Here is a 24,741-nt window from a genome sequence, read left to right as displayed (position 1 = left end):
GCGGGCCCGGTTCGTCAGATGGTGGAGGTGGCGGGAGTCGAACCCGCGTCCGAAGGCACTCCATCCCCGGCACTACATGCTTAGCTCACCGTTGGATCTCGTTCCGGAACAGCACGGTGCGCGAAGCGCATCCCGGAACCAGCCTGCTTGATTGAAGCCGTGACTGACAGGCAGCCATCACAGCCGATTCCGTGATAATGACCCTACATCCACGAGCACGGACACAAGTGGGTTCAGGGCTTACGCCTTAAGCGGCGAGAGCGTAGTTGTCGTCGTTGGCAACTATAAGTTTGCTGCTGGATTTACGAGGAAAGCGGCCCCCTCGGCATGCACCAGGCAATTTCGCATCCCCCGTCGAAGCCATGACACCCCCGGGAAACCAGAACTCGCGCTGATGCCGCAAGTATAGGGGCGAATCCACGCGTCGCAAGGCGGCCACGCGCGACGCCGGCACGCGGTTCATCGTCACGGCGGCGCATGCGCTCGCTCGACTTCGCACTACGCTGGATGACGCCGCCTATGAGACATGCAGCGGGCTATACGTGTGCGCGATTGAAATCGCGCTGCTAGCATGCGCGTCCCCTTGGGGAGTAGCCGGCTTCCGCGCCGCGGAAGCGCCTGCGTCAACACACTCGATCCGATGCGATCGTGGCGCAGGCCACCAGTCCAGGTTGGCGAGACCAGCGGCATCACGGCGCCATGCAGGCATGGGCGCGCCGCGGTCCGTCGTCGCCTCCGCCTGCGTGGAATCCCGCCCGAGCATGTCTCTTCTCTCGATCCTCCTGATCGGATTCGCGATGTCGACCGATGCCTTCGCCGCCGCCGTCGGCAAGGGCGCGGCGATGCAGCGTCCGCGCTTCGTGCAGGCGCTGCGCGTCGGTGTGATCTTCGGCGTGATCGAAGCGATCACGCCGATCATCGGCTGGGCACTCGGCCTCGCAGCCGCTGCCTACGTCACGCGCTGGGATCACTGGATCGCGTTCGTGCTGCTGGCCGTGCTCGGCGGCCGGATGATCCGCGCCGGGCTGACCACCGACGATGCAACGGCCGGTCCCGCACCGCAGCGTCACGGTTTCTGGAACCTCGCCACGACCGGCTTCGCCACCAGTATCGACGCGATGGCGATCGGCGTCGGCCTGGCGTTCATCGACGTCAACATCGTGCTCGTGGCGGGCGTGATCGGCACCTGCACCCTGGTCATGGTCACCGCCGGCATCCTGCTCGGCCGCGCACTGGGCGCCGTGGTCGGCAAGCGCGCCGAGGTGGTCGGCGGGCTGATCCTCATCGGTGTGGGCAGTGCGATTCTCCATGAGCACCTCAGCGGCGGCGGCGTGTCGCTGCTGTAAGCGGACCGGTCGGCGATGCCGATGCGCCGTTTCATCGTGGCGGCCCGGTTCACAGCCGCGCCACGGCGCGTGGCGGACGCTGGCCCCCCGCCCGCTGGAGCATCCCCCGATGAAAGTCCGCCGCGTCTACAGTACCTCGAGTCTGCCTGCCGCACAGACGGCGATTCGCGACGTCCGGGATGCCGGTATCGACGACGACGACATCTCGTTGATCGCACGGTCCGATATCGAACTCGAGCGGGTGCCCGAGCATCAGAAGGAGGCGTCGACCGACTTCAAGCATGCCGCACTGCGCGGCGCTGGCCTGGGCGGCGCAACCGGACTGCTGGCCGGTCTTGCGGCCGTCGCGTTTCCGCCGCTGGGACTGACGATCGCGGGTGTCGCCCTCACGACCCTCGGCGGCGCCGCCGTCGGCACCTGGGCGTCGTCGCTCGTGGGCGCGTCGTTGCCGGATCCGATCCGGCGCCGGTTCGAAAGCGAGATCGAGGCCGGCCGCATTCTCGTCGTCATCGACGGCGAAGGCGACACGCTGGAGCGTGCGGAAGCCGCGCTCGCGGCCGCCGGCGCGGTGCACCTGCCTTACGAGGAGCCCTCCGCACTGAGCTGAGCGGGGCGACCTGCGCCATGCGACCGACCTCGCGATGCAATTGGCGGAGAGAGTGGGATTCGAACCCACGGAAGGTTTGACCCTTCGGCGGTTTTCAAGACCGCTGCCTTAAACCACTCGGCCATCTCTCCGGTGCATCGCGTCACACCCCGTCCCGCGCCGGCACATTGAGTCGGGGCGTCGGCGCCGGGGTTCAGCGTCAGGCCATTGTCGCATGCGCGACGGATGCGGCAATACGCGGCGGCGGCACCGGGCCGCCGGCGACCGGCTTCTTGTCGCAGTTGCGGCAATCGAGACTGGAGGCCTCGATCAGCGGCGGCAGTTTTTCAGCCAGGAAGTCGATGAAGACACGCACCGCCGGCAGCAGTCCGCGGCGCGACGCGAAGACGGCATGGGCGATACCTTGCGGCAGATGCCAGTCCGGCAACACCACCTCGAGTTCCCCGTTGCGCACCGCTTCGGCACACAGGGTTTCGGGCAGCATCGTGATGCCGAGACCCTGCTTGGCCAAGGCCATCAACATCGGGAAGTCGAAGCCGGCGACGCGCGGCTTGAGTTCCACCCGACGGGTGGTGCCATCGTTGGCCTGCAGGTCCCAGCGCTGCTTCACCTCGTCCTCGCCCATGCTCATCGTCGTGTGCTGGTCGAGTTCGTCGGGGTCCTTCGGTCGGCCCATGCGATCGAGGTAGGCGGGGCTGGCGACCAGCAGTTCCTGGATCTGGCCGAAGCTGCGCATCACCAGGCTGCCGTCGTCGTCGAGCTTGGAGCGCACGCGCACCGCGACGTCGAAGCCTTCGTTGATGACGTCCACGCGCCGGTTGCTGACGTGCAACTGCACGCGGACCTGCGGATAGCGCGCGAGAAACTCCGGCAGCATCTGCGGAATCGACTGCTGGGCGATGCTCACCGGCACGCTGACCCGGACCAGACCACGCGGTTCGGCGCTCAACCGGTCCACCACTTCGCGCGCGGCCGTGGCTTCGGCAAGCATCGACTGCGCATGCCGGAACACGCTCTGCCCGACATCGGTGACGGCAAAGCGGCGCGTCGAACGCTGCAGCAGGCGCACGCCGAGATCGTTCTCGAGCTGGCTGATGCGCCGGCTCAGGCGCGACTTGGGAATACCGAGCGCGCGCTCGGCCGCGGCGAAGCCGCCGTGCTCGACGACCATCGCGAAGTAATACAGATCATTGAGATCCTGCAAGGGATTTCGCTCGAATTGGGACGATGGCGGTCATTTGACCACCTTTATTCCATCAGCGCAACGAGCCCCGCGATGCGCACGCGTCGCCGTCCGATAGCCCCGATTGACCGGCCGCCGCCGTCTGCAGTCGGCGAGCGGCGCGTCGAACCGCACGTTCGCAGGCCTCGTGCGATGACAGGCGCGCTCCTCGCCGCACGGCCCGGACGGATGCAGGTCCCGTGATCCCCACGCCGCGGCAGGCACCACCCTCGACCGTCGCGCCCGCCCGTGGGCGCGACGCCCGTCATTCGATCCGTTCGAGACCGCCCATGTAGGCGCGCAGTGCCTCCGGCACCGTGATCGAGCCGTCGGCGTTCTGGTAGTTCTCCATCACCGCGATCAGCGCCCGCCCGACGGCGACACCGGAGCCATTGAGCGTGTGCACGGGCTCGGGCTTGCCGGTCTCCGGGTTGCGCCAGCGCGCCTGCATGCGGCGGGCCTGGAAATCGCCGCAGTTCGAGCACGAGGAAATTTCGCGATACGTCTGCTGCGAGGGCAGCCACACTTCGAGATCGAAGGTGCGCTGCGCAGCGAAGCCCATGTCGCCCGTGCACAGCAGCATGCGCCGGTACGGAAGTCCGAGGCGCTCGAGCACGGTCTCGGCCGCCCGGGTCATGCGCTCGTGCTCGGCGTCGCTGTCGTCGGGCCGCGCGATCGTCACCAGTTCCACCTTCTCGAACTGGTGCTGGCGGATCATGCCGCGCGTGTCGCGGCCGTGGCTGCCGGCCTCGGAGCGGAAGCACATCGAGTGTGCGCTCATCCGCAGCGGCAGCTGCGCGGCGTCGACGATCGTGTCGCGCACGATGTTGGTCAGCGGCACTTCCGCAGTGGGAATCAGATAGCGCGTTTCATCGCCGAACGGCGTCGCGAACAGGTCGTCCTCGAACTTCGGCAGCTGGCCGGTGCCGCGCATCGTGTCCGCATTGACGATCAGCGGCACGCTGGTCTCCTCGTAGCCGTGCTCGCCGGTATGCAGGTCCAGCATGAACTGCGCGAGCGCGCGATGCAGGCGTGCGAGCTTGCCGCGCAGCACGGTGAAACGCGCGCCGCTGAGCTTGGCGGCCGTCTCGGCGTCCAGCCAGCCATGCCGTTCGCCCAGTGCCACGTGGTCCAGCACCTCAAAGTCGAAGCTGCGCGGCGTGCCCCACCTGGCGTGCTCGACGTTGTCCTGCTCGTCCTTGCCCAGCGGCACGCCCGCGTCGGGCAGATTCGGAATCGTGGAGGCGATGTCGTCGAGTTCGCGGCGGATCGCGTCGAGGCGGATCTCGCTCGCCTTGAGTTCCTCACCGAAGCCGGCCACCTCGGCCAGCAGCGGCTGCACATCCTCGCCCTTGGCTTTCGCGTGACCGATCGCCTTGCTGCGGGTATTGCGCAGGTTCTGCAACTCCTGGGTGCGCACCTGGATCTGCTTGCGCTCGGCTTCCAGCGATTCCAGACGCGCAACCGGCAGGTCGACGCCGCGGGTGGCGCGCAGTCGCGCGGCGGTATCGGCGAGGTGTTGGCGCAGCAGGCTGGGATCGAGCATGGAGGACATCGCAGGGCGTGGACAGCGGGCATTATCGCCCGGATCGGCACCGGGGCGCCTGCGGACGCTGTGCAAGAATGCCGCGTCGTCCGCCGGAGGCCCGCATGTCCGCACCCTCGTCCCGTCTCCGCAGCGCGCTGCGCGAGTTGCGCCCGCAGGGGCGCGCCTGGTGGCTGATTGCAGGCGCCTGCGTCGCCGGAACGCTGCTCTTCGTCACGATGGTGCTCGGCGGGCGTGAGGCGCCTGCGGAGGCCAGCGGCGACGCACCGCGGCCCGACGGGCGCACGGCGCCCCTGGCCGCGCTGCCCGCGCCGCCGGCCGCGACCGACGGTGTGACCACGGGCATCGCGTATCCACCGCCGCCCCCGCCTCCGCCCGTTGCTGCCGCACCGGCGCCCCCGGCCGCGCAGGCACCCGGTGGCGCGACGTCCGCAGCCCCGGTCGCGGCCGAAGGCGCACGGCGCCCGCCGCGGCCCATCGCCACGCCGGGCCCGAACTATCCGCGCGCGTCGCTGCGTCGCGGCGAGGCCGGAGAGGTGGTGCTCCGCATCCATGTCGGCACGGACGGCCGCCCTGAAGCGATCGACGTCGTGCGCAGCAGCGGGCACCGTCGCCTCGACCAGTCGGCCGTCGCCGCCGTGCGTCGCTGGCGGTTCGAGCCGGCAATGGAGAACGGCCAGGCGGTGCGGGGCGACGTGCAGGTGCCGGTGGCGTTCACGCCCGAGGCCCGCTGATCCGGCCAGCGTAGCGACGCGTTTTCGACAGGCCGCATGGGAACCTTCCGACTGCGGTCCAACCTGGAGATGTGGTCATGAGCGATCCGATGCCGCCACCCCGGGGCGCCCCGACTCCCGACGACGCGCCCCGCAAGCGCTCGAGTCCGCTGATCTGGATCCTGCTGCTGGTCGCACTCGTGGCCGTCGGCTGGTACGTCCTCAAGCAACGTCTGCCGGGGCCGCCGCCCGAGATTCCGGCCGCCCCCGTGATCGGAGACGGCCTTGCCCCGCCGGTCGAACGCGAGCCCGCCGCGGCGCCCGTGGACCGCGCGCCCCCTCGTCCCGCGCCGGTGACCGACCGCGACGCACGTCCGCTGGCGCAACCCGCGCCGGTCTATCCGCCGACTGCCGTGCGCAACCGCGAGGAGGGAACCGTCGTGGTGCTGGCGCAGGTCGGCGCGGACGGTCGCCCCACCGAGGTGAACGTGGAAACCCGCAGCCGGTCGCGCGAGCTGGATCGGGCCGCCGTCGAGGCCGTACGCGGCTGGAGCTTCGAACCGGCGATCCGCGACGGCCGTCCGGCGGCCAGCGCCGTACGCGTGCCCGTGGACTTCACCTTGGACGAGGGCCGGACGGGCGCCGGCAACTGATCGGCGGGCGACTGCAACCGCCGCAGATCAGGTCGTTCCTCGGCCGGCGTGCAGTGTCCGCCGCTCAGCGCGTGTCCAGGACGAACCCGACGTCGCGGGCCAGCGCGTCGAAGCCGGGGAACGAGGTCGCCACGTTGGCGACGTCGTCGATCACGAGTGCGCGCTCGCTGCGTTGCCCGGCAACCGCGAACGCCATCGCGATGCGGTGGTCGCCGTGGCTCTCGATGCGCGCGCCGCCGGGAAGCAGAGTCCCCGCGCGGCCGCGGATCGTCGCCCCGTCGTCGGCCTCGTCCAGATCCACCCCCAGCGCACGCAACCCGGCGGCCATGGTCGCGATGCGGTCGGACTCCTTGACCCGCAGTTCGTGCGCCCCGGTGACGCGGGTGACGCCCGACGCACAGGCCGCGGCCACGAACAGCACCGGGAACTCGTCGATCATGTCCGGCACGTGCTGCTCGGGCACGTCGATCCCGTGCAGCGGTGCATGACGCACGCGGAGATCGGCCACCGGCTCGCCGCCCTCCTCGCCCGCATCGGCTTCGACGATATCCGCGCCCATCAGCCGCAGCACGTGCAGCAGGCCCGTGCGACGCGGGTTCATGCCGACGCGGCGCAGCAGGAGATCAGACCCGGGCACGATCGACGCCGCGACCAGGAAGAACGCAGCCGACGAAAAATCCGCCGGGACACGCACATCGGTCGCGCGCAGGCGGTGCCCGCCGCGCAGACGTGCGATTCCGGGGGCGAACTCGATCGGCCAGCCGAACGCGGCGAGCATGCGTTCGGTGTAGTCGCGTGTCGGCCGCGGCTCGTGCACCACGGTCTCGCCATCGGCATACAGCCCCGCGAGCAGCAGACATGACTTCACCTGCGCGCTGGCCAGCCCATTGTCGAATTCGATGCCGGTCAGCGGCGTTCCACCGTGGACGTGCAGCGGCGGAACACCGCCCTCGCCAGTAGCGATGCGAGCGCCCATCCGCGCCAGCGGTTCGGTGACGCGGCGCATCGGGCGCTTCGACAGCGAGGCATCGCCGATGAGCGTGCTGTCGAACGCCTGGCCGGCCAGCAGCCCGGCGAGCAGGCGCATGCCGGTGCCGGCATTGCCGCAATCGAGCGGGCCGTCGGCCGCACGCAGGCCGTCGATGCCGACCCCGTGCACGACCCGCGCGCCGGGTTCCGGCGTTTCGATGGCGACACCCAGGCGACGGAAGATCGCCTCGGTCGCGCGCGCGTCTTCCCCTTCGAGAAAGCCGTCGATCCGCGAGGTGCCGTCGGCGAGCGCCGCGAGCATGATCGCCCGGTGCGACACCGACTTGTCGCCCGGCACACGCACTTCGCCGCGCAGCGGCGCACCCGGCGCCGCGTTCCATGCGGCCGCGCTCACGGCACCGCGACCGGGTAGGAACCGAGCACACGGACCTCGCCGGCGAAGGCGTCGATCTCGCCGAGCGCGTCCTTCAGCGGCGATTCGTCGACGTGGCCGTTGACCTCGATGAAGAACGCGTACTGCCACAGCGCGCCATGCGCGGGCCGCGACTCGATGCGGTTCATGCTGATGTCGCGCCGCGCCAGCGGTTCGAGGATGCGGTACAGGGCGCCGGGCTGGTCACGGATGAAGACCATCAGCGAGGTGCGGTCGTTGCCCGACGGCGGAAACGCACCGCGGCCGATGACCAGGAAGCGCGTGGTGTTGTCGCTGCGATCCTCGATCGGCCCGGCGATGACCTGCATGCCGTAGACGTGGGCGGCATTCTCGCCGGCGATCGCCGCCGCATCGTCGGACTTCTTGGCGCGGCGCACCGCCTCGGCATTGCTGACCACTGCCTGCTTCTCGACGCCCGGCAGGTTCTCGCGCAACCACTGTTTGCACTGCGCCAGCGACAGGCCGTGCGAGTACACCCGCTCGATGTCGTCGATGCGGCCGGTGCGCGAGAGCAGGTACTGGTGCACGCGCAGTTCCACCTCGCCGCAGATCTTCAGCGGCGAGGTCAGGAACATGTCGAGCGTCGACTGGATGGTGCCCTGGCCCGAGTTCTCGACCGGCACCACACCGAAGTCGGCATTGCCGGCCGCGACTTCGTCGAAGACTTCCTCGATGCTCGCCAGCGGCAGGCCCTTGGCCGAATGTCCGAACTGCTTGTGCACGGCCTGCTGCGAGAACGTGCCCTCCGGCCCGAGGTATCCGATCTTCAGCGGCTCCTGCTGGGCCAGACACGCGGACATGATCTCGCGGAACAGGCGGACCAGCTCGGCGTCCGACAGCGGACCATCATTGCGGTCCACCACGCGGCGCAGCACCTGCGCCTCGCGCTCGGGCCGGTAGTAGTCGACGGCCGCGGCGAGCTTGCCCTTGGCCTTGCCGACCTGGCGCGCGAACTGCGCACGCTCGGCGATCAAGGTCTGAATCTGGCGGTCGATGCCGTCGATCTGGGCGCGCACCGCATCGAGATCGGGCTTGACGACACCCGCCGTCGCAGCGGCCCTGACCGCGTCCGGCTTCGCCGTGGCGGCACCGGCGCTCTTTTTCTTCTTCGAATCAGCCATTGCGCGTCTGGAAATCCTGCATGTAGTCGACGAGCGCGCGGACACCGTCGACCGGCATCGCGTTGTAGATGGACGCGCGCATGCCACCGAGCACCCGATGGCCTTTGAGGCCGATCAATCCCGCCTCGCGCGCACCGGCGAGGAACGCCGGATTGCGGGACTCGTCGGCGAGAAAGAACGGCACGTTCATGCGCGAGCGCACGCGCGGATCGATGTCGTTGCGATAGAAGCCACCGGAGCCGTCGACGGCGCCGTAGAGCAGCGCCGCCTTCTCGTCGCTGCGGCGGTTGAACTCCTGTGTGCCGCCCTGGTCGAGCATCCAGCGGAACACGAGGCCGGCCACGTACCAGTTCCAGGTCGGCGGCGTGTTGAGCATCGAATCATTGGCGAGCTGCGAGCCGTAATTGAAGATGTCGGCGCGTGGCTGGCCGGCACGTTCGAGCAGATCGCGACGCACGATGACCACCGAGATGCCCACCGGCCCGAGATTCTTCTGCGCACCGGCGTAGATGACGCCGTACCGCGAGATGTCGATCGGCTCGGACGCGATGCTGGAACTGAAGTCCGCGAACAGCGGCACGTCGCCGGTATCGGGGGCGGGTTCGCCCCAGGCCGGACGGAACTCGACGCCGTGGATGGTCTCGTTGGCGGTGATGTGCACATAGGCCGCGCCCGGCGTCAGGCGCCAGGTATCGCGTGCGGGAATCGTGCGATAGCCGTCGGCCTCGCCGCTGGCGGCGACGTTGAGCTGCACCGAAGGGGTGAGCTGCTTGAGCGCCGTCTTGCCCCAGTGACCGGTGACGACGTAGTCGACGGTGTCGCCCGCACTGGCAAAGTTCAGGGGCAGCAGGGCCTGCGCCGTCGTCGCGCCACCGGGCAGGAACAGCACCGCATAGTCGTCGGGCACGCCGAGCAGCGTGCGCAGATCCGCCTCGGCACGCGCGGCGACCTCCATGAACTCCGGGCCGCGGTGGCTCATTTCGACGATCGACGCGCCGGCATCACCCCACTCCAGCATGTCCGCCTGCGCCTGTTTCAGCACGCTTTCAGGCAAGGCCGCCGGTCCCGGGGCAAAGTTGTACGCACGCGCCATCGGAGCACTCCCGCTGGGATCAAGGGCCGGCAAGTATGCCGCAGCGCAACAGTTTGACGCGCATCCAATGGTTGCGCTGGCAACGTAATTCTACCGGTCCATACGCAGGCGCCACGCGCCGAGGAGTTCGAGATGTCGTTGCGCGATGCCCTGCGGATCCGCGAAGCGGAGGTCACCGATGAAACCGTCTACCGCGACCGCCGTCGTCTGCTCGCGCTGATGGCCGCCGCGCCCGCGCTGGGGCTGGCAGGCTGCGCCGAGGCCGAGCCGCCTCCGCCGTCGGCCGCGCGGCTCACTCCCGAGCAGGCGCGCAGCGGCTTCCGCACCGACGAGGCGCTGACGCGTTACGAAGACATCACCACCTACAACAACTTCTACGAGTTCGGCACGGGCAAGAGCGACCCGTCGCGGGCGGCCAAGACCTTGCGCACATCGCCGTGGACGGTCGAGGTGGGCGGCGAGTGCGCCAAGCCCGGTCGCATCGCGCTCGAGGATCTCCTGCGCGGCGTCGTGGACGAGGCGCGGATCTATCGCCTGCGCTGCGTCGAGGGCTGGTCGATGGTGATTCCCTGGAACGGCGTGCCGCTGGCCTCGGTGCTGAGGAGGTTCGAACCGACCTCGAAAGCCAAGTACGTCGCCTTCACGACGCTGGCCGATCGCGAGCAGATGCCGGGCCTGCGTTTCCGTTCGATCAACTGGCCCTACCGCGAAGGCCTGCGCATCGACGAGGCGATGCATCCCCTCGCCTTCCTCGCGACCGGGCTCTACGGCAAGCCGCTGCCGCAGCAGAACGGCGCCCCGCTCCGGCTCGTGGTGCCGTGGAAGTACGGCTTCAAGAGCATCAAGTCGATCGTGGAGATCCGCTTCGTCGAACGCATGCCGGCGACGGCGTGGAACCAGCTGCAGCCGTCCGAGTACGGCTTCTTCAGCAACGTCAATCCCGCGGTCGATCACCCGCGCTGGAGCCAGAAGACCGAGCGCCGGATCGCAGGGACGTCGAACCGCCTGATCGCCAACCGCATCGACACCCTGCCCTTCAACGGCTACGCCGACCAGGTGGCCGGGCTCTATGCGGGCATGGATCTGCGCCGGTGGTACTGAGCGCGCGCGCGGCCACGGTGGCCCCGCGTCGCCCGGCCACCCCACCGGCCGCGCCGGGCGTGATCGCGGCCAAGGTGCTGGTGCACGTGCTGGCGCTGGCGCCGCTGGTCTGGCTCGCATGGCGCACCTGGCAGGTGCTGGGCGGCGCGGACATCGACGCACTCGGCGCCGATCCGATCGTGACCATCGAGCACGAAACCGGAATCGGGGCGCTGCGCCTGCTGCTGATCACCCTGGCCATCACCCCGCTGCGCCAGCTCACCGGCGCCGCCGTCCTGCTGCGCTTCCGACGCATGCTCGGTCTGTACGCCTTCGTCTATGCCAGCGTGCATTTCGCCGCGTGGCTGAGCCTGGATCTCGTGGGCGACGTGGCGCAGATCGCCACTGAAATCGCGCGCCGACCATTCATCACCGTCGGCTTTCTCGCCTGGCTGCTGCTCGTGCCGCTGGCGGTCACCTCGACCCGGGGCTGGATGCGTCGCCTCGGGCGCAACTGGGGGCGCCTGCACCGGCTGATCTATCCGATCGCGGCGCTCGCGGTGCTGCATTTCTGGTGGATCGTGAAGTCCGACTGGCGCGAGCCGGCCTTGTATGCTGCCCTGCTGGCCGTGCTGCTCGCGTGGCGCGGCGGGAAGGCGCTGCAGCGGCGACGCGCGGCGCGGATGTCCGCGCGTACCGCCGCGCACGGTGGTCGGCGCGGGCCGACGCCCCCAGCCGGCGCCTAGCCGGCGCTTTCAGCCGCACACGTCGGGGGCGCGGCCGCGCAGGGCATCAGGCGGCGCCGAACAGCAACAGCGCGCTCAGCAGTCCGGCGATCAGGACGGCGGCCAGCAGCAGCCACGGCAGCCGCAATCCGCCGCCGCGCATCGCGGGCACGTCCGCGACCACCGCCGGCATGTCGTCGTCCTCTTCGGGCAGATGCACGCTGCGCACCGGCGCCTCCACGACGAAGCGGTGATGCGCATCGAACACGAGTTGATCACCGGCTTGCAGCCAGGCATCGCGGACCGGTTCACCGTTCACCAGGCTGCCCTCGCCGCCGAGATCGACCAGACGAACGCCACCGCCGGCGCGTTCGAGGCGCGCGTGGCGTTCGGCGAACCCGGGATCGTCGATCCGGATGTCGGCCTCGGCATGGCGGCCGACGAGACGCGGCTGCGCGAGCGTGAAGCTGCGCCCGTGATACCGGCCGCCGACGCCGCGCAGCACGATGCGGATGTCGGCATCCGTCGGGTCGAGCGCGTCCTGCGCGCTTTCCGCCATCCCGCGGGCGCCGATCGGCGATGCGGCCACCAGACGCAGCTCGTGACCGTCGACATAGACCGCGTCGCCGGTCCGCAGCATCGCCATGCGCTGGATCGCGCGTCCGTTGACATGCACGCCGCGCACGCCCTCGCAGACCGTCAACCAGACGCCGCGGCGATCGACGCAGAAGCGCACGCTCGGCGGCGTTCCGTCCGCGGCCGGCGCGAGACCGGCGCCGCCGGCGCGTGGCGCGATGCCGTGCTCGCCCACGTCGAGCGGCAGTTCGGGTTCGTCGGGTGTGGGGAAACGCAGCTTCAGCGCGGTCATGCGGCGGCAATCTAGCACGTGCGGTGCGCGGTCCGGTCGCGGCGCGGCCGTCACTTGGTCGATGCGCGGCGGCACCGCAGAATGCACGTCCCCAGTTACGGAAGCGCCCGCATGTCCGGCATCGACATCACCCATCCGCATTCACTGCCGCCCGAGCAGGCCCGCGCCGCCGTCGAGGACGTGGCCGGAAAGCTCGCCCAGCGCTTCGACATGCAGACCGCCTGGGAGGGGGACACCCTGCGTTTCAAGCGATCGGGCGTCGACGGGGCGATCGACATGCTGCCGGGCAACCTGCGCGTGACCGCGAAGCTCGGATTTCTGCTGGCGGCGATGCGCGGCCCGATCGAGTCCGAGATCCGCCGCGTGCTCGACGAGAAGTTCTGAGCGCCGTTCAGGGCCGCGCGTACGGAGTCGGGTGCCCCGCGAACAGGCGCCGCGACACTTCCAGTTCGTCGTGCTCGATTTCCGCGACGAAGGCGTCGGCATCGTCGAGGGCGTCGAACGCGGCATAGCCCTGCTCGAGAAAGCCCTGCAGCTCGCTCAGGCCCGCCAGCCGCGCCGGTCCGCGTGCGAACGCCAGCAACGCGGAGACGCCGCGCATGCGCAGCGCCCGGGCGAAGCCGGCGCCCACCTCCGCGACGAGCCGGATCTGCCGCCGCCGCAGCTGCGGGCGCCCGGTGACGACATAGGCGTCGGCGTAGAGCGCGTCGTCCAGCTTCCGGCGCCGCGGGGCCAGGGCATGCAGAGCATCGCTCATCTGCAGATCGAGCGCGTGACTCAGGGCCCCCAGCTCCAGCGTGTCGGCCACCGTCTCGAGCAGGGCCTCGGGCAGCAGGCGGCGCATCACCGGCAGGGTGCGGGCGATGTCGGCGTCGCGCCGGGTGAAGTCGCGGTCGCCGTAGACGTGCTCGAGAAAAAATTCGGCCGCTGGCCGCCGACCGGGATCGTCCAGCGCGTGGGCGAAACTCGTGGCGAGCCGGCCGGCCTGCCAGCGCCGGAGTTCGGGCAACCAGCGCGAGCTGTTGCGCGGCTCGTCATGCGGATCGTGCAGCCGCTGGTGCCAGTGCAGGCGGTTGCCGAGCCGCCGGTGGATGTCGGATCTGCCCATGCCTGCATCTTCGAGGCTCGAACGCGCGCGTTCAATCGCACGCTCTTCCCCGGCGCCGCGGCATGATGGCGGCGCCCGTCCGACAGGCGGCAATTTCCTCCCGATCGAGAGACGCCCATGGCCACCACCCGGAAGACGACGAAGAAAACGGCAGGCGCCACCCCCCGCGACCGCCGGCGCGCGGGCACCGCCGCCGGTGCCGACACCACGCCACGTTCGATCAGCGAGACCGCGCAGCAGATCTGGCTCGCGGGTGTGGGCGCATTCGGCCGTGCACAGGCCGAAGGCACGCGGCTGTTCGACAGTCTGGTCCGCGACGGCGCAGGCCTCGAGAAGACCGCACGCGACTTCGCCACCGCCCGCGCCAGCGACATCCGCGGCGTGGTCGAACAGGGCGTCGCGCAGACCCGCGACCGCGCGATGGAAAGCTGGGAGCGGGTCGAAACCCTCGTGGAGACCCGCATGCACGGCGTGTTGCAGCAGTGGGGCGTGGCCCGGCGCGAGGAGATCGAGGCGCTGCGCGCGCAGGTCGATGCACTGAAGACGGAACTGCGTGCGCGGACGACCGGCGCCGCCGACCGGCCGGTATCCACGCGCAGCTCGACGGCCGGGCGCAAGGCGCCCGTCCGCAAGACGGCCGGGGCCAAGACCGCGGGCGCGGCCAAGCCGGGGCCTGCACGGCCGGCCAAGGCACGCAGTCCACGCAATCGCACGTCCACCTGATCCCCAGCGGACGCAGGGCGGTCACCGCCGCGGACGGGCACGGGCCCAGGTGGCCGCTCCTCGACGAGTCGCACGTGGCGTCCGGTATTCTTCCGCGCCTATACGCAGAGACGGCAGCGCATGAGTTCCCAATGGCTGGTCGCGACGGGGGTGGCACTCGCCATCGGTATCGCCGCGACGCTGTATTTCCACACCATCCAGCGTCGCCGCGACGAAACGGCCGCGGGCATCGTCGCGTTGTCGGGCATTTCCTGGCGCGGTTTCATCGGCATGGTGCTGCAGGCGCTGCAGCGGCGAGGCTACGTACACACCACGGGCACCGGGGAAGTCGCCGGCGACAGCGACTACGTGCTGGAGCATCCCGACGGGCGCTGGCTGTTGTCGTGCAAGCACGGCGCCACGTTCGTGCTCGGGCGCAATGCCGTGCAGGCCCTGTCGAGTCAGATGCTGCTGCAGGGCGCCACCGGTGGCCTGCTGGTGACCCAGGGCCGGATCGACGAAGAAGCCCGTCGCCTGTCGGGCAAGCACCGCATCGAGCTGCTCGACGGCCAGGCGCTGTGGCCGGAGCTGCGGGACCTGATGCCGCCCGCGCAGCTGGAGGACATCGTCGCGCGCACCGCCACCCAGGCGCGGCGGCGCATCCTGCTGTCGTGGCTGCTCGCGCTGCTCGCGGGCGTGGCCGTGTTCATCGTCATGCCGGCGCCGCGGGCGGCCGCGACGTCCGCTCCGGCCGCTGCGGCGCAGCCGGCGGTTGCTCCGGGCGCGCCGGTGCATATCGAGGCACCGCCGCGTGCGTCGATCGATCAGCAACGCGCGGACCTGGCGAGCGCGCTCGGCACACTGCCCGCGGTGGATCGCGCCATCTGGGTGAGCAGTTCCACGATCCAGGTCTTCGTCGCGCGCAGCGACGACCAGGCCACCGTCGACAGCGTCTGTGCGCTGGTGCTGCGGCAGCCCGACCTCACCGCGTCCAGGATCCAGTTCAGTCCGCCGCCCGGCAGCGGCCAGGCCAACCGCTTCCTGCAGTGCCGGAGCTTCTGATCGGGCGTTGTCAGCGGGCGCGAACCCGCCGCATGCCGGCCGCGCGCAACGCCAACGCGCCGAACGGCGCGCGGCGCGTCCGGCCCGGCGCACGTGCACGAATCCGATGCTTGCCGATGTCCGCGATCGCCCGTAGAATGCGCGTCCCGATCGGGCCGGCATCGCCGGACGATGCGTCACCGGGCGGTTAGCTCAGCGGTAGAGCATTGCCTTCACACGGCAAGGGTCACAGGTTCGATCCCTGTACCGCCCACCATCGGATCGGATCCGGAAAGCCGCCTGCAGAGGCGGCTTTTTTCGTTGATGCCCGCGCCGTTGCGCGCACCCACCGTCCGTACGCGACCCGGGTGGCGGCGCCGCTAGAATGCGCGCCATCCCCGCGCCCCGGAGTTCGTGTGTTCGATCCCCACCGATTACCGGTCTGGCTGCACGACTGGCTGGACATCGTCGTGCCGCTGGGCCAGATCCTGCTGATTCTCGCGATCGCCTGGCTGCTGCGCCTGGTGGCGCGGCGTCTGGTGGCGCGCGTGGGCAGCCGCTACACGCTGCCGCCCGAAGCGGTCATCGGCGCGCGTCGCGTCCTGTCGTTCCTGATCTACGCCGGCGCGTTCCTGCTCGTGCTCGAACGACTCGGCGTCTCCGGCACCGTGTTGTGGACGGCCTTCACCGGCTTCGCGGCGGTGGCGGCGGTGGCGTTCTTCGCCGCGTGGAGCGTGCTGTCGAACATCTTCTGCACCATGCTGATTCTCACCACGCGTGCGTTCCGGCTCTACGACCACGTGGAACTGCTGGAGAACGGCGACAAGCCCGGGCTGCGTGGCAAGGTCGTCGACATCAACCTTGTCTATACGACCCTGCGCGAAACCGACGACGGCGAGGGGGCCGGCACCGTGCTGCAGATTCCAAACAGCCTGTTCTTCCAGCGCGTGCTGCGCCGCTGGCGCGGCGGCGCGCTGCCGGCGCTGCGCTCCAACGGCGGCCAGGGGCGCGATCCGCTGGACATCTGAGCCGCCGCGGCGCCCGAACGTCGCGTGCCCGCGGCGGGCACGCGCGAGACGCGCGGCCGCTCAGGCCACCGCAGCGGTGACCACGATCTCGACGCGCCAGCGGGGATCGGCCAGACGCGCCTCCACCGTGGCCCGGGCCGGCGCCGCACCTGGTGGCACCCACTGGTCCCATTCGGCATTCATGCCGTCGAAATCCGCGATATCGGCCAGAAAAATCTGTGCGAACAGCAGCCGGGTGCGGTCGGTTCCGGCCTGTGCGAGCAGCGCGTCGATCGCGGCCAGCACCTCACGGGTCTGCACGCGGATGTCCCCGTCCACCGTCTCGGGCACCTGACCCGCGCAATAGACGATGCCGGCGTGACGGGTGGCCTCGGACAGGCGCGGGCCGGGGTCGATGCGATCGATCATCCGTGCGTCTCCAGTCGGTGGGACCGCCACGGTAGACAGCCGCCCGGCCGGGCGCAAACCCGCGTCAGCGCAGCTGGCTGTCCTTGCTGCCGCGCCGGTTGTACCCGGTGCTGGCCGCGTCCTCGTCGTGCAGGGCCTGGCATTCGACGCACAGACGCACGCCCGGCACCGCGCGTCGGCGCGCTTCGGGGATCGCCGCATCGCATTCCTCGCAATGCGTCAGCCCCGGCCCGCTGCGCAGCTGGCTGCGCGCGCGCTTGATGGCGTCTTCCACGGTCGCGTCGATCTGATCCTGCACGGCGGTATCGCCGGCCCAGCCGGTGGCCATGATGGGCTCCTGCGCGTTCTGCTGTTTCCGAACCGCGACGCTAGCAGCGCATGCGTGGCCGCCGGATGAGTGCGGGGCGCGCCGGCATAATGGCGGGATGTCGAACGTTCCGCCCCGCCCCTCGCCTGCCCGCCTCGCCATCGTGGGCGGTGGACCGGCCGGCCTGTTCGTCGCTGAAATCGCATGCGCTGCCGGCTTGCAGGTCGACCTGTTCGACGCCAAGGGCTCGGTGGGCCGCAAGTTCCTCATTGCCGGCAAGGGCGGACTCAACCTCACCCACTCCGAGGCGCGCCCGGCCTTCGATGCGCGCTACCGGGAGCGCCAGCACGACGTCGCACGCTGGCTGGACGGGTTCGACGCCCCGGCGCTGCGCGCCTGGGCGGCCGCACGCGGGGTCGAGACCTTCGTCGGCAGTTCCGGTCGGGTGTTCCCGGTCGACCTCAAGGCCGCGCCCCTGTTGCGCGGCTGGGTCCGCGCCCTGCGCGATGCCGGGGTGCGCTTCCACGTGCATCACCGCTGGACGGGCTGGGAGGCCGACGGGCGCCTGCGGTTCGCGACGCCTGCGGGAGAGCGGCTGCACGCCGCCGACGCCGGCGTGCTCGCCCTGGGCGGCGCCAGCTGGCCGGAGCTCGGCTCGGACGGCGCCTGGGTGCCGGTGCTGCAGGCGCAAGGCGTGGACGTGGCGCCGCTGGTACCGGCCAACTGCGGCTTCGACGTCGACTGGAGCACGCATCTGGTCGAACGCCACGCCGGCGCGCCGTTGAAACCCGTGGTGCTGCACTGGTGCGATGTCGCGGGCCGCGCGCGCGCGCTGCAGGGCGAATGCGTACTCACCGCCACCGGCATCGAGGGCAGCGCGGTGTACGCTGCCGCAGCGGATCTGCGAGACGCGATCGCGCGCGACGGCGCGGCGACGCTCACGCTGGACCTGGCGCCCGGGCGCGACCCCGACCGCCTGCAGGCCGCGCTGCAGCGCCCGCGCGGCCGGCGCAGCATCGGGGAACACCTGCGCCGCGCCTCCGGCCTGGACGCGGCCAAGAGCGCGCTGCTGTTCGAACGGCTGCCCCGCGAGGCCTTCGAGGATCCCGCCCGGGTCGCCGCGGCCATCAAGCGGCTGCCGCTGCGGCTGCAGGCGGCGCGACCGGTGGCCGAGGCCATCAGCACCGCCGGCGGCGTGCGCCTCGACGCGCTCGATGATGCGCTGATGCTGCGACGCCGTCCCGGCACCTTCGTCGCCGGCGAAATGCTCGACTGGGAAGCGCCGACCGGCGGCTACCTGCTCACGGCCTGTTATGCGAGCGCCCGGGTGGCGGCGCACGGCGCGATCGACTGGTTGGCCGCCCGCGCCTGAGCGGCGCCTGCGTCACGCGCGGCGTGGCTCAGAGCGCCAGGGCCTGTCCCGATTCGAACCGGCGCGCCGTGCCGTCCAGCGGATCCACGAAGGCGAGGCTGCGGGCCAGCAGCCGCAACGGTGTGTCCACCTGCTCGCGCAGTTCGGGATACCAGGGGTCGTGGAGGATCGGCGCGCCCAGCGCCGCCATGTGCACACGCAACTGGTGTTTGCGCCCGGTCACCGGGGCCAGCGCATAGCGCCAGACCTCGGCGCCGCGTTCGATGACGTCGATACCGGTCTCGCTGTTGGCGTCGCCCGCGGTTTCCTGCATGCGGAAGAACGGCGTGCCGCGTTCGATGCGGCTGCACCGGCGCAGCGGAAACACCTGACCGGGCAGCGGCGGCGCCAGCGCCTCGTAACGTTTGTCGATGCGCCGGTCGCGGAACAGAGCCTGGTAGGCGCCGCGACTCGCCGGATTCACCGAGAACAGGACCAGGCCGGCGGTGGCCCGGTCCAGCCGGTGCAGCGGCACGAGATCCGGCACGCCGTGCGTGCGCATCAGACGCGTCAACAGTGTCTGTTCGACGAAGCCGCCCGACGGCACCACTGGCAGGCCGTGCGGCTTGTCGGCCACCAGCAGGTGCGCATCGAGATGCAGCACCTGGGCCTCGGCGTCGATCACCGGCTCCTGCGCAACCTCCCGGTAATAGCCGACCTCCAGACCCACGCGGTAGGGCGCGTCCACGTCCAAGGCCGCGCCGTCGCCGCCGAGTACCCGCCCGCGCGCGAAACGGTCGATCCACGTGGCACGCGGAATCGCCGGGAACCGCGCGCACAGCGCCTCCAGCACCGTGCGCCACTCGCCCGGCGGCAGTTGCAGACGACTGGCCGGCACGCCGTCGCGGGGCGGCAGGCGCGCGCGCGTCACGGAGCGGCGCCGCCGGCGTTCATCGTGCGGGCAGGCCCATTTCCTCCAGCAGCGCCGGCGCCGGATAGACCTCGGCCATCAGCCAGCGCATGTAGCGCATGTCGACGTGGATGGCACGTTTCAGCCGCGGATCGAACCACCAGCTGGCGCTGACCGACTCCCAGTTGCTGTCGAAGTTCAGGCCCACCAGTTCCCCGCGCGCGTTCAGCACCGGCGAGCCGGAGTTGCCGCCCGTGGTGTCGAGATTGGTGAGGAAATTCACCGGCTGCGTGCCCAGGCTGGGCTCGTCGGTGCCGGTGAAGTCGCCGCGGGCGATCGCGTCGAGCAGCGGACGCGGTGCATCGAACGGCGCCTGTCCGGTGTGCTTTTCGACGATGCCGGCGACCGTCGTCACCGGCGCGTAGGTCACCGCATCGCGCGGCGACAGGGCTTCGACCCGTCCGTAGCTCACCCGCAGCGTGCCATTGGCATCGGGATACACCGCCCGCCCCTGCGATGCGCGCCATGCGAACAACGCCTGCATGTAGGCCGGGCGCAGGCGCAGCTGCTCGCCGTCGCGGCTCTTGCGCGCGTGTTCGATCTCGAGTTGCGCCGCCACCAGGGGCCCGGCCAGCGCGATCAGCGGATCGTCCGCCAGCGCCCGACCGTCGCGCGCGGCCGCGAAACGCGACAGGCGCTCGGCCTCGTCGCCGAGCCGGGTGCCGGCGTACAGCGTATCCAGCGCACGCGCCAGCGACTCGGGCGTGCGCCCGAACGCGGCGTCGAACGCCGGCAGGCGCTGCGCGTCGGGCAACTGCTGGTACCGGCCGATCAGCACGGTCATCAGCGCCTTTTCCGCAGCGGGCGCATACCGGCGCTGGGCCTGGCGCAACACACCCTCGATCAGGGCGTGATCCCGGCGCTGGTAGCCGGTCTCGCGTTCGCCGTCGGGCCGGGCCGATTCCAGCCGCAGGCGCTCGAGCAGCAGGGCCGCGCGCATCAACTGGGTCTGGCTGGCGACGAGGCCAAGCAGAAGATCGCGCTCGCCCATCGCGTCGCCCTCGGCCAGCACGGTGCGCAACGCGTCGATCTCGCCCCGCGTCGCCGCGGGCGTGGCGGCGAGCATCGCGCGCTCGTCCTCGCGTCGCTGGGTGACGGCATCGCTGCGCCGCAGTCCCTCGAGCTCGCCGGCGGCACGCTTGCGGTTGTTCTTCAACGACTGCAACTGGGCGGCGTAACGCGTCCGCACATCGGCGTCGCCCTGCCCGGCCTGCTCCACCGCCGCGATCAGCGCGTCGAACACCGCAACCCGCTGCGGCAGCGTGCGCGTCACCTGGGCCTCGAACTCGTCGGCCGTGCGATGGCGGAAGGTCACCCCCGGATATCCGGCCAGCATCGCGAAATCACCCGCGTGCAGGCCCGTGCGTGCGATCTGCAGATGCGCCGGCGGCGCGTACGGCACGTTGTACGGGCTGTAGTCGGCGGGCCGACCGTCGGGCGACACGTAGGCCCGCAGCAGCGTGAAATCGCCGGTGTGCCGCGGCCACATGAAATTGTCGATCTCGTCGCCGTAATTGCCGATCGCGCGCGGCGGCGCGTAGACCAGGCGCACGTCGCGCAGTTCGAGCTGGCGGATGCGGTAGAAATCGGTGCCGTAGTACATGTTCGCCACGCTGCAGCGCACGTCGCCGGCCTGCTCGCAGTCGGCCACGATGCGCTTGCTGGCGGCATCGACCGCATCGAAATAGGCGCGTCCCTGCAAGCCGCGTGCGGCCTCGAGCACGGTGTCGGTCACCCGGTCGAAGCCCACCGTCACCAGCACGCGGAAATCCGGGTTCGACGGCCGCTCGTCGCTGCGGCCCGCGGCGATGAAGCCGCCCTCGATGATGTCGCGCTCGGGGCGGCTGTTGTACTGGATCACGCCGTAGGCGACGTGGTGATTGGTCAGCAGCAGGCCGTCGCCGGACACGAACGCGCCGGTGCCGCCGCCCGCGCGCACCACCGCACTCAGCGGCGGCCGGGTGACGTCGGCAAGCGTGCGCACATCGCCCCGGAAGCCGGCGGCCCGCATCGGCGCGGCGATGTCGGACAGCTGCCCCGGCATCCACATGCCCTCGTCGGCCTGTGCCGCCGTGGTGAACAGGCCCATGAGCAGGGCAGCGGCGAGCAGGCGACGAGGCGGCATGGGCGCTCACAACGGAATCGATGGCCCGCGACCTTAACGAGCGGCGTGCCGCGCGGCAATGGCGCAGGCGATGGACGGGTTAACGCGACGTCAAGCGTCGCGGCACGTCCGGTCACGTCCACATCATTGCCGCGTTGCGAGCATGCGCACCATGTCAGACGCCCCCGATGCCCGACGCCCCCACTCCGAAGCCGTTCTCACCGACACCACGCCGCCGGCGCTGCGCCTGCGTGAGGACGCCTGGGATCTCACCGTATCCGACGGCCCGGTGATCGCGACCGCGATCCACGACGGCCACACGCTGCGTCCCGCGCTTCGGCACCACATCGCGCTCGACGAACAGTCGCGCTGGCGCGAGGAAGACCCGCTCACCAGTCTGCTCACCCAGGTCGGCGACGCCCGGCTCCGGGTGCGCACTTCGCGTTTCGAGGTGGATCTCAACCGGCCCCGCGCCGGATGCATCTACGAGACGCCCGAGGCCAGCTGGGGGCTGCAGGTCTGGAACGGACCGCTCGAAGACGCCGAGCGCGCCGCATCGCTGGCGCTCTACGACCGCTTCTACGCGATGATGGGCGAACTCATCGACCGCACCGTGGAACGCTGGGGCTGCGCGCTGCTGGTCGACATCCACAGCTACAACCACCGCCGCGACGGCCCCGATGCCGCGCCGGCCGACGCGGCCGGCAATCCGGACATCGAACTCGGCATCACGACGCTCGATCCCGACCGCTGGGGCGACACCGCGCGGCGGTTCGCCAACGTGCTGCGCCGGCATCCGGTGCGCGGCGCGCTGCCCGACGTGCGCTGCAACGTGCGCTTTCCGACCGGCGGCCATTTTCCCGAGTGGGTGTATGCGCATTGGGGCGAGCGGGTGTGCACGATTTCGCCCGAGTACAAGAAGATCTTCATGGACGAATGGAGCGGCCAGGCCGACATCCCGGCGCTGTACGCGCTGCGCGATGGTCTGCAGCACGCGGTCGACGCGGTGCGTCCGGAATTCCTCGCATGACCGGCCGCACCCGCAACCGCCTGCGGCCCGAGGCGCGGCCGCTGCCGGCCGCCGCGGCGCACGTGGATGCCGTCCTCGCGCGCCTGGATGCCCGGCTCGACTGGCTCGTGGCCCTGTCGCCGCTCGACGGCGATGCGCTGTGGCGCGCCTTCGACGCGGGAGGTCGACGACACGAGCCGCCGCTGCGCTATCTCGATCTCGACGACGATCTCGCGGCGCTCCGGGGCGAACTCGCCGCGCTGCCCCTTGCCGAGATCGATGTTCCCGCATTGCGCAGCCTGTTGACGGAAAAGCAGCAGGAACTCGCGCGCATGATCGATCTGGTCGAACAGCGTGACCAGCCCGGCTTCGTCGATGCCAGCGTGGCCCTGTTCGGCGCGGTCGAGCCGGAGTTGCTCGCGCTGGCCGAGCGCATTCTGGATCACGTTCCCGACGGTGATCCGCTCGTGGCGGATGCGGGCATCGACGAGATGCGCTGCGCCGTCGAGGCGGAAATCGCCTGGTACCGCGCCCAGGCTCCGGATTTCCATATCGATGTGGTGATCGATACCGACATCAATTCGATGCTCATGGTGTCCCACGGCACGTTCTACATCGACGGCAACATCCGCCTGCCGCGTGCGCGCATCGATCCGCTGATCCAGCATGAAATCGGCACGCATGTCGTCACCCGCCACAACGGGCGCCGCCAGGCCCTGCGGCAGCTCGAGGTCGGCCTCGCCGGCTACGACCCCATGCAGGAGGGGCTGGGCGTGCTTTCCGAATTTCTCGCCGGGTATCTGCCGGGCGAACGCCTGCGGGTGCTCGCCGCACGCGTGGTGGCAGCCGCGATGGCGGCGGAGGGCCAACGTCTCCCGGCGATCTTCGCCTGCCTGCACGAAGCCCACGGCCTGCCGACCGACGATGCCTTCGACGTCGCCGTACGCGCGCGCCGCGGCGGCGGCCTGACCAAGGACGCGGTGTACCTGCGCGGACTGCGCGACCTGCTGGTCTACCTCGAAGCCGGCGGCGAGTTCGACGCGCTGTTTCTCGGCAAGTTCGCCCTGCCCCATCTCGAGCAGCTGGACACGCTGCTCGACGAAGGCTGGATCGTGCCGCCCGACCTGCTCCCCCGATACGCCGCCGCCGAGGATTTCCACGACCGGCTCGAGGTCTGCCGGCGAACGTCGGTCGACCATCTTTTCCAGACGCACCGCCCCATGGAGCAGACCGCATGACCGAAACGCGCACGCCGATGCGCCTGGGCTTCGTCGTCAACGACGTCGCCACCGAGCAGGACAACTACACCACCATCCGCCTGGCGCGGAAGGCCATCGCCCGTGGCCACGAGGTCGCCCTGATGGGCCTGGGCGACTTCACCTACGACGCCTGCGGCATCGTGCGCGCCTGTGCGAAGCGCCCGCGCGGCGCCGACTACGCCGACGACGCGGCGCTGCTGGCGGACATCCAGGCGGCCGACGGCGTGACCGAACGCATCTCGGTCGATGAACTGGACGTGCTGATGCTGCGCAGTGACCCGGCCGACGAGATGATCGAACGGCCCTGGGCCCCGGCGAGCGGCCTGTTGTTTTCGCAGCTGGTCGCCCTGCGCCGCGCACTCGTGGTCAACGACCCCACCCATCTCACCGACGCGTCGAACAAGACCTACTTCCAGCATTTCCCGGAAGAAGTCCGTCCGGTCACCTGCATCAGCCGGGATGCCGACGAGATCAAGGCCTTCATCAAGTCGCGCGACGGCTACGGGGTGATCAAGCCGCTGCAGGGCTCGGGGGGCCAGGGTGTCTTCGTGATCACGCCCGACAGTGGCGGCAACCTCAACCAGATGATCGACGCCGTCACCCGGGACGGTTACGCCATAGCGCAGGAGTACCTGCCGAAGGCGAAGGACGGCGACCTGCGCCTGCTGATGCTCAACGGCCGGCCGCTGCAAGTCGACGGCACCTATGCCTGCATCCGCCGCTACAACGACAGCGGCGATGCGCGCAGCAACATCAGCGCCGGCGGCAAATACGAAATGGCCGTGCCGGATGCGGACGCGCTGCGCCTGGCGGAACTGGTCGCGCCCAAGCTGATCCGTGACGGCATGTACTTCGTCGGCCTCGACATCGTCGGCGACAAGCTGATGGAAGTGAACGTCGACACGCCCGGCGGCATCAACATGGTCGAAGAACTCACCGGACTCGATTTCAGCGGGCACATCCTGGACGATCTCGAGCGCAAGCTGCGCCTGCGCGCGCACTACGGCCGCACGCTGGACAACGCCGAACTGGCGATGCTCTGACCGCGCCCGGCGCG

The 24,741-nt window shown here is 70.4% G+C and carries 25 protein-coding genes, 2 tRNA genes, 1 other RNA gene and 1 riboswitch; of the genes, 15 read left to right on the top strand and 13 right to left on the bottom strand.

Translation table 11 applies throughout. The annotated features are described in order from the left end of the window. Window positions 1–19 precede the first annotated feature (19 nt). Window positions 20–373, bottom strand: a transfer-messenger RNA (tmRNA) gene (gene ssrA, locus PQS31_RS10490). Between the two features lie 206 nt (window positions 374–579). Further along, window positions 580–707: riboswitch (yybP-ykoY riboswitch) on the top strand. Window positions 708–761: 54 nt separating this feature from the next. Between ssrA and mntP the strand changes: the two genes are divergently transcribed. Beyond that, window positions 762–1,346, top strand: a complete 585-nt coding sequence (gene mntP, locus PQS31_RS10485) for a manganese efflux pump MntP (RefSeq protein ID WP_272762669.1) — start codon at window positions 762–764, stop codon at window positions 1,344–1,346. A 109-nt stretch (window positions 1,347–1,455) separates the two neighbouring features. Then, the gene (locus PQS31_RS10480) at window positions 1,456–1,953 is read left to right on the top strand and encodes a hypothetical protein (protein WP_272762668.1); all 498 of its coding nucleotides are present in this window, start codon (window positions 1,456–1,458) and stop codon (window positions 1,951–1,953) included. A gap of 41 nt (window positions 1,954–1,994) precedes the next feature. Here the strand turns inward: PQS31_RS10480 and PQS31_RS10475 are convergent. From PQS31_RS10475 to serS, 3 genes are all read right to left on the bottom strand, one after another. Next, a tRNA-Ser gene (locus PQS31_RS10475) sits at window positions 1,995–2,084 on the bottom strand. Between the two features lie 68 nt (window positions 2,085–2,152). Next, the gene (locus PQS31_RS10470; RefSeq protein ID WP_272762667.1) at window positions 2,153–3,157 is read right to left on the bottom strand and encodes a LysR family transcriptional regulator; all 1,005 of its coding nucleotides are present in this window, start codon (window positions 3,155–3,157) and stop codon (window positions 2,153–2,155) included. Between the two features lie 283 nt (window positions 3,158–3,440). Next, entirely contained in the window at window positions 3,441–4,721 is a 1,281-nt protein-coding gene (gene serS, locus PQS31_RS10465) for a serine--tRNA ligase (protein WP_272762666.1), read from the bottom strand. 104 nt (window positions 4,722–4,825) lie between these two features. Between serS and PQS31_RS10460 the strand changes: the two genes are divergently transcribed. Further along, window positions 4,826–5,455, top strand: a complete 630-nt coding sequence (locus PQS31_RS10460) for an energy transducer TonB (protein ID WP_272762665.1) — start codon at window positions 4,826–4,828, stop codon at window positions 5,453–5,455. A gap of 77 nt (window positions 5,456–5,532) precedes the next feature. Next, complete coding sequence (locus PQS31_RS10455) at window positions 5,533–6,087, top strand: TonB family protein (protein ID WP_272762664.1); 555 nt, start codon at window positions 5,533–5,535, stop codon at window positions 6,085–6,087. A gap of 64 nt (window positions 6,088–6,151) precedes the next feature. Here the strand turns inward: PQS31_RS10455 and aroA are convergent, their stop codons facing one another. The 3 genes from aroA to serC are packed head-to-tail and all read right to left on the bottom strand — an operon-like array spanning window position 6,152 to window position 9,724. After that, on the bottom strand, window positions 6,152–7,471 hold the full coding sequence (gene aroA / locus PQS31_RS10450; RefSeq protein WP_272762663.1) for a 3-phosphoshikimate 1-carboxyvinyltransferase: 1,320 nt from the start codon (window positions 7,469–7,471) through the stop codon (window positions 6,152–6,154). Continuing rightward, entirely contained in the window at window positions 7,468–8,631 is a 1,164-nt protein-coding gene (gene pheA, locus PQS31_RS10445) for a prephenate dehydratase (RefSeq protein WP_272762662.1), read from the bottom strand. The genes aroA and pheA overlap by 4 nt, the downstream gene beginning before the upstream one ends. Continuing rightward, window positions 8,624–9,724 (bottom strand): 3-phosphoserine/phosphohydroxythreonine transaminase, encoded by a 1,101-nt coding sequence (gene serC / locus PQS31_RS10440; RefSeq protein ID WP_272762661.1) that lies wholly within the window; start codon window positions 9,722–9,724, stop codon window positions 8,624–8,626. Before serC ends, pheA begins: the two co-directional genes overlap by 8 nt. Before the next feature lie 132 nt (window positions 9,725–9,856). On the opposite strand from serC, the gene msrP reads away from it, so the two are divergent. Then, on the top strand, window positions 9,857–10,825 hold the full coding sequence (gene msrP / locus PQS31_RS10435; protein ID WP_272762660.1) for a protein-methionine-sulfoxide reductase catalytic subunit MsrP: 969 nt from the start codon (window positions 9,857–9,859) through the stop codon (window positions 10,823–10,825). Window positions 10,826–10,884: 59 nt separating this feature from the next. Further along, window positions 10,885–11,550: a protein-methionine-sulfoxide reductase heme-binding subunit MsrQ gene (locus PQS31_RS10430; RefSeq protein WP_272762781.1), complete on the top strand. Its 666-nt coding sequence runs from the start codon at window positions 10,885–10,887 to the stop codon at window positions 11,548–11,550. A 46-nt stretch (window positions 11,551–11,596) separates the two neighbouring features. On the opposite strand, the gene PQS31_RS10425 is transcribed toward PQS31_RS10430, so the two are convergent. Beyond that, on the bottom strand, window positions 11,597–12,397 hold the full coding sequence (locus PQS31_RS10425; protein WP_272762659.1) for an FHA domain-containing protein: 801 nt from the start codon (window positions 12,395–12,397) through the stop codon (window positions 11,597–11,599). 111 nt (window positions 12,398–12,508) lie between these two features. On the opposite strand from PQS31_RS10425, the gene PQS31_RS10420 reads away from it, so the two are divergent. Further along, window positions 12,509–12,781, top strand: coding sequence for a polyhydroxyalkanoic acid system family protein (locus PQS31_RS10420; RefSeq protein ID WP_272762658.1), 273 nt, complete (start codon window positions 12,509–12,511; stop codon window positions 12,779–12,781). A 7-nt stretch (window positions 12,782–12,788) separates the two neighbouring features. Here PQS31_RS10420 and PQS31_RS10415 read toward each other — a convergent pair whose 3' ends face one another. Next, the gene (locus PQS31_RS10415; protein ID WP_272762657.1) at window positions 12,789–13,505 is read right to left on the bottom strand and encodes a hypothetical protein; all 717 of its coding nucleotides are present in this window, start codon (window positions 13,503–13,505) and stop codon (window positions 12,789–12,791) included. 117 nt (window positions 13,506–13,622) lie between these two features. Between PQS31_RS10415 and PQS31_RS10410 the strand changes: the two genes are divergently transcribed. The 4 genes from PQS31_RS10410 (at window position 13,623) to PQS31_RS10395 (ending at window position 16,276) form a co-directional block, all read left to right on the top strand. Then, a complete protein-coding gene (locus tag PQS31_RS10410; protein WP_272762656.1) occupies window positions 13,623–14,228 on the top strand; it encodes a phasin family protein in 606 nt (201 codons plus the stop codon). Between the two features lie 120 nt (window positions 14,229–14,348). Beyond that, window positions 14,349–15,269 carry a restriction endonuclease gene (locus PQS31_RS10405; protein ID WP_272762654.1) on the top strand — a complete coding sequence of 307 codons (921 nt, stop codon included), beginning with the start codon at window positions 14,349–14,351 and terminating at the stop codon, window positions 15,267–15,269. Between the two features lie 181 nt (window positions 15,270–15,450). Further along, a tRNA-Val gene (locus tag PQS31_RS10400) sits at window positions 15,451–15,525 on the top strand. A gap of 169 nt (window positions 15,526–15,694) precedes the next feature. Then, window positions 15,695–16,276, top strand: coding sequence for a mechanosensitive ion channel family protein (locus PQS31_RS10395; protein ID WP_272762780.1), 582 nt, complete (start codon window positions 15,695–15,697; stop codon window positions 16,274–16,276). Window positions 16,277–16,336: 60 nt separating this feature from the next. Here PQS31_RS10395 and PQS31_RS10390 read toward each other — a convergent pair whose 3' ends face one another. Together PQS31_RS10390 and PQS31_RS10385 are read right to left on the bottom strand one after the other, a co-directional pair. Next, on the bottom strand, window positions 16,337–16,684 hold the full coding sequence (locus tag PQS31_RS10390; protein WP_272762653.1) for a RidA family protein: 348 nt from the start codon (window positions 16,682–16,684) through the stop codon (window positions 16,337–16,339). Window positions 16,685–16,748: 64 nt separating this feature from the next. Continuing rightward, window positions 16,749–17,012 (bottom strand): DksA/TraR family C4-type zinc finger protein, encoded by a 264-nt coding sequence (locus PQS31_RS10385; RefSeq protein WP_272762652.1) that lies wholly within the window; start codon window positions 17,010–17,012, stop codon window positions 16,749–16,751. A 97-nt stretch (window positions 17,013–17,109) separates the two neighbouring features. On the opposite strand from PQS31_RS10385, the gene PQS31_RS10380 reads away from it, so the two are divergent. Further along, entirely contained in the window at window positions 17,110–18,363 is a 1,254-nt protein-coding gene (locus PQS31_RS10380) for a TIGR03862 family flavoprotein (protein ID WP_272762651.1), read from the top strand. Window positions 18,364–18,391: 28 nt separating this feature from the next. Here PQS31_RS10380 and PQS31_RS10375 read toward each other — a convergent pair whose 3' ends face one another. Both PQS31_RS10375 and PQS31_RS10370 read right to left on the bottom strand, forming a co-directional pair. Continuing rightward, window positions 18,392–19,273, bottom strand: coding sequence for a pseudouridine synthase (locus PQS31_RS10375; protein WP_272762650.1), 882 nt, complete (start codon window positions 19,271–19,273; stop codon window positions 18,392–18,394). 19 nt (window positions 19,274–19,292) lie between these two features. Beyond that, window positions 19,293–21,437 (bottom strand): S46 family peptidase, encoded by a 2,145-nt coding sequence (locus PQS31_RS10370; protein ID WP_272762649.1) that lies wholly within the window; start codon window positions 21,435–21,437, stop codon window positions 19,293–19,295. 151 nt (window positions 21,438–21,588) lie between these two features. Between PQS31_RS10370 and PQS31_RS10365 the strand changes: the two genes are divergently transcribed. The 3 genes from PQS31_RS10365 to PQS31_RS10355 are packed head-to-tail and all read left to right on the top strand — an operon-like array spanning window position 21,589 to window position 24,727. Continuing rightward, window positions 21,589–22,446: an N-formylglutamate amidohydrolase gene (locus PQS31_RS10365; RefSeq protein ID WP_272762648.1), complete on the top strand. Its 858-nt coding sequence runs from the start codon at window positions 21,589–21,591 to the stop codon at window positions 22,444–22,446. Next, window positions 22,443–23,663, top strand: a complete 1,221-nt coding sequence (locus PQS31_RS10360) for a tyrosine/phenylalanine carboxypeptidase domain-containing protein (RefSeq protein WP_272762647.1) — start codon at window positions 22,443–22,445, stop codon at window positions 23,661–23,663. Before PQS31_RS10365 ends, PQS31_RS10360 begins: the two co-directional genes overlap by 4 nt. Next, on the top strand, window positions 23,660–24,727 hold the full coding sequence (locus tag PQS31_RS10355) for a hypothetical protein (RefSeq protein WP_272762646.1): 1,068 nt from the start codon (window positions 23,660–23,662) through the stop codon (window positions 24,725–24,727). The genes PQS31_RS10360 and PQS31_RS10355 overlap by 4 nt, the downstream gene beginning before the upstream one ends. Window positions 24,728–24,741 lie beyond the last annotated feature (14 nt).

It is taken from the genome of Luteimonas sp. BLCC-B24, from assembly GCF_028550595.1.
Lineage (GTDB): Bacteria > Pseudomonadota > Gammaproteobacteria > Xanthomonadales > Xanthomonadaceae > Luteimonas.
The sequence above is the reverse complement of the archived record's forward strand: the minus strand, read 5'-3'. Positions and strand labels throughout refer to the sequence as shown.

Bases quoted from the DNA above. Each gene is read 5' to 3' on its own strand.
- mntP (WP_272762669.1), top strand. From the start codon at position 762: ATGTCTCTTCTCTCGATCCTCCTGATCGGATTCGCGATGTCGACCGAT.
- PQS31_RS10480 (WP_272762668.1), top strand. From the start codon at position 1,456: ATGAAAGTCCGCCGCGTCTACAGTACCTCGAGTCTGCCTGCCGCACAG.
- serS (WP_272762666.1), bottom strand. From the start codon at position 4,721: ATGCTCGATCCCAGCCTGCTGCGCCAACACCTCGCCGATACCGCCGCG.
- PQS31_RS10460 (WP_272762665.1), top strand. From the start codon at position 4,826: ATGTCCGCACCCTCGTCCCGTCTCCGCAGCGCGCTGCGCGAGTTGCGC.
- PQS31_RS10455 (WP_272762664.1), top strand. From the start codon at position 5,533: ATGAGCGATCCGATGCCGCCACCCCGGGGCGCCCCGACTCCCGACGAC.
- pheA (WP_272762662.1), bottom strand. From the start codon at position 8,631: ATGGCTGATTCGAAGAAGAAAAAGAGCGCCGGTGCCGCCACGGCGAAG.
- serC (WP_272762661.1), bottom strand. From the start codon at position 9,724: ATGGCGCGTGCGTACAACTTTGCCCCGGGACCGGCGGCCTTGCCTGAA.
- msrP (WP_272762660.1), top strand. From the start codon at position 9,857: ATGTCGTTGCGCGATGCCCTGCGGATCCGCGAAGCGGAGGTCACCGAT.
- PQS31_RS10425 (WP_272762659.1), bottom strand. From the start codon at position 12,397: ATGACCGCGCTGAAGCTGCGTTTCCCCACACCCGACGAACCCGAACTG.
- PQS31_RS10420 (WP_272762658.1), top strand. From the start codon at position 12,509: ATGTCCGGCATCGACATCACCCATCCGCATTCACTGCCGCCCGAGCAG.
- PQS31_RS10415 (WP_272762657.1), bottom strand. From the start codon at position 13,505: ATGGGCAGATCCGACATCCACCGGCGGCTCGGCAACCGCCTGCACTGG.
- PQS31_RS10410 (WP_272762656.1), top strand. From the start codon at position 13,623: ATGGCCACCACCCGGAAGACGACGAAGAAAACGGCAGGCGCCACCCCC.
- PQS31_RS10405 (WP_272762654.1), top strand. From the start codon at position 14,349: ATGAGTTCCCAATGGCTGGTCGCGACGGGGGTGGCACTCGCCATCGGT.
- PQS31_RS10390 (WP_272762653.1), bottom strand. From the start codon at position 16,684: ATGATCGATCGCATCGACCCCGGCCCGCGCCTGTCCGAGGCCACCCGT.
- PQS31_RS10385 (WP_272762652.1), bottom strand. From the start codon at position 17,012: ATGGCCACCGGCTGGGCCGGCGATACCGCCGTGCAGGATCAGATCGAC.
- PQS31_RS10380 (WP_272762651.1), top strand. From the start codon at position 17,110: ATGTCGAACGTTCCGCCCCGCCCCTCGCCTGCCCGCCTCGCCATCGTG.
- PQS31_RS10370 (WP_272762649.1), bottom strand. From the start codon at position 21,437: ATGCCGCCTCGTCGCCTGCTCGCCGCTGCCCTGCTCATGGGCCTGTTC.
- PQS31_RS10365 (WP_272762648.1), top strand. From the start codon at position 21,589: ATGTCAGACGCCCCCGATGCCCGACGCCCCCACTCCGAAGCCGTTCTC.
- PQS31_RS10360 (WP_272762647.1), top strand. From the start codon at position 22,443: ATGACCGGCCGCACCCGCAACCGCCTGCGGCCCGAGGCGCGGCCGCTG.
- PQS31_RS10355 (WP_272762646.1), top strand. From the start codon at position 23,660: ATGACCGAAACGCGCACGCCGATGCGCCTGGGCTTCGTCGTCAACGAC.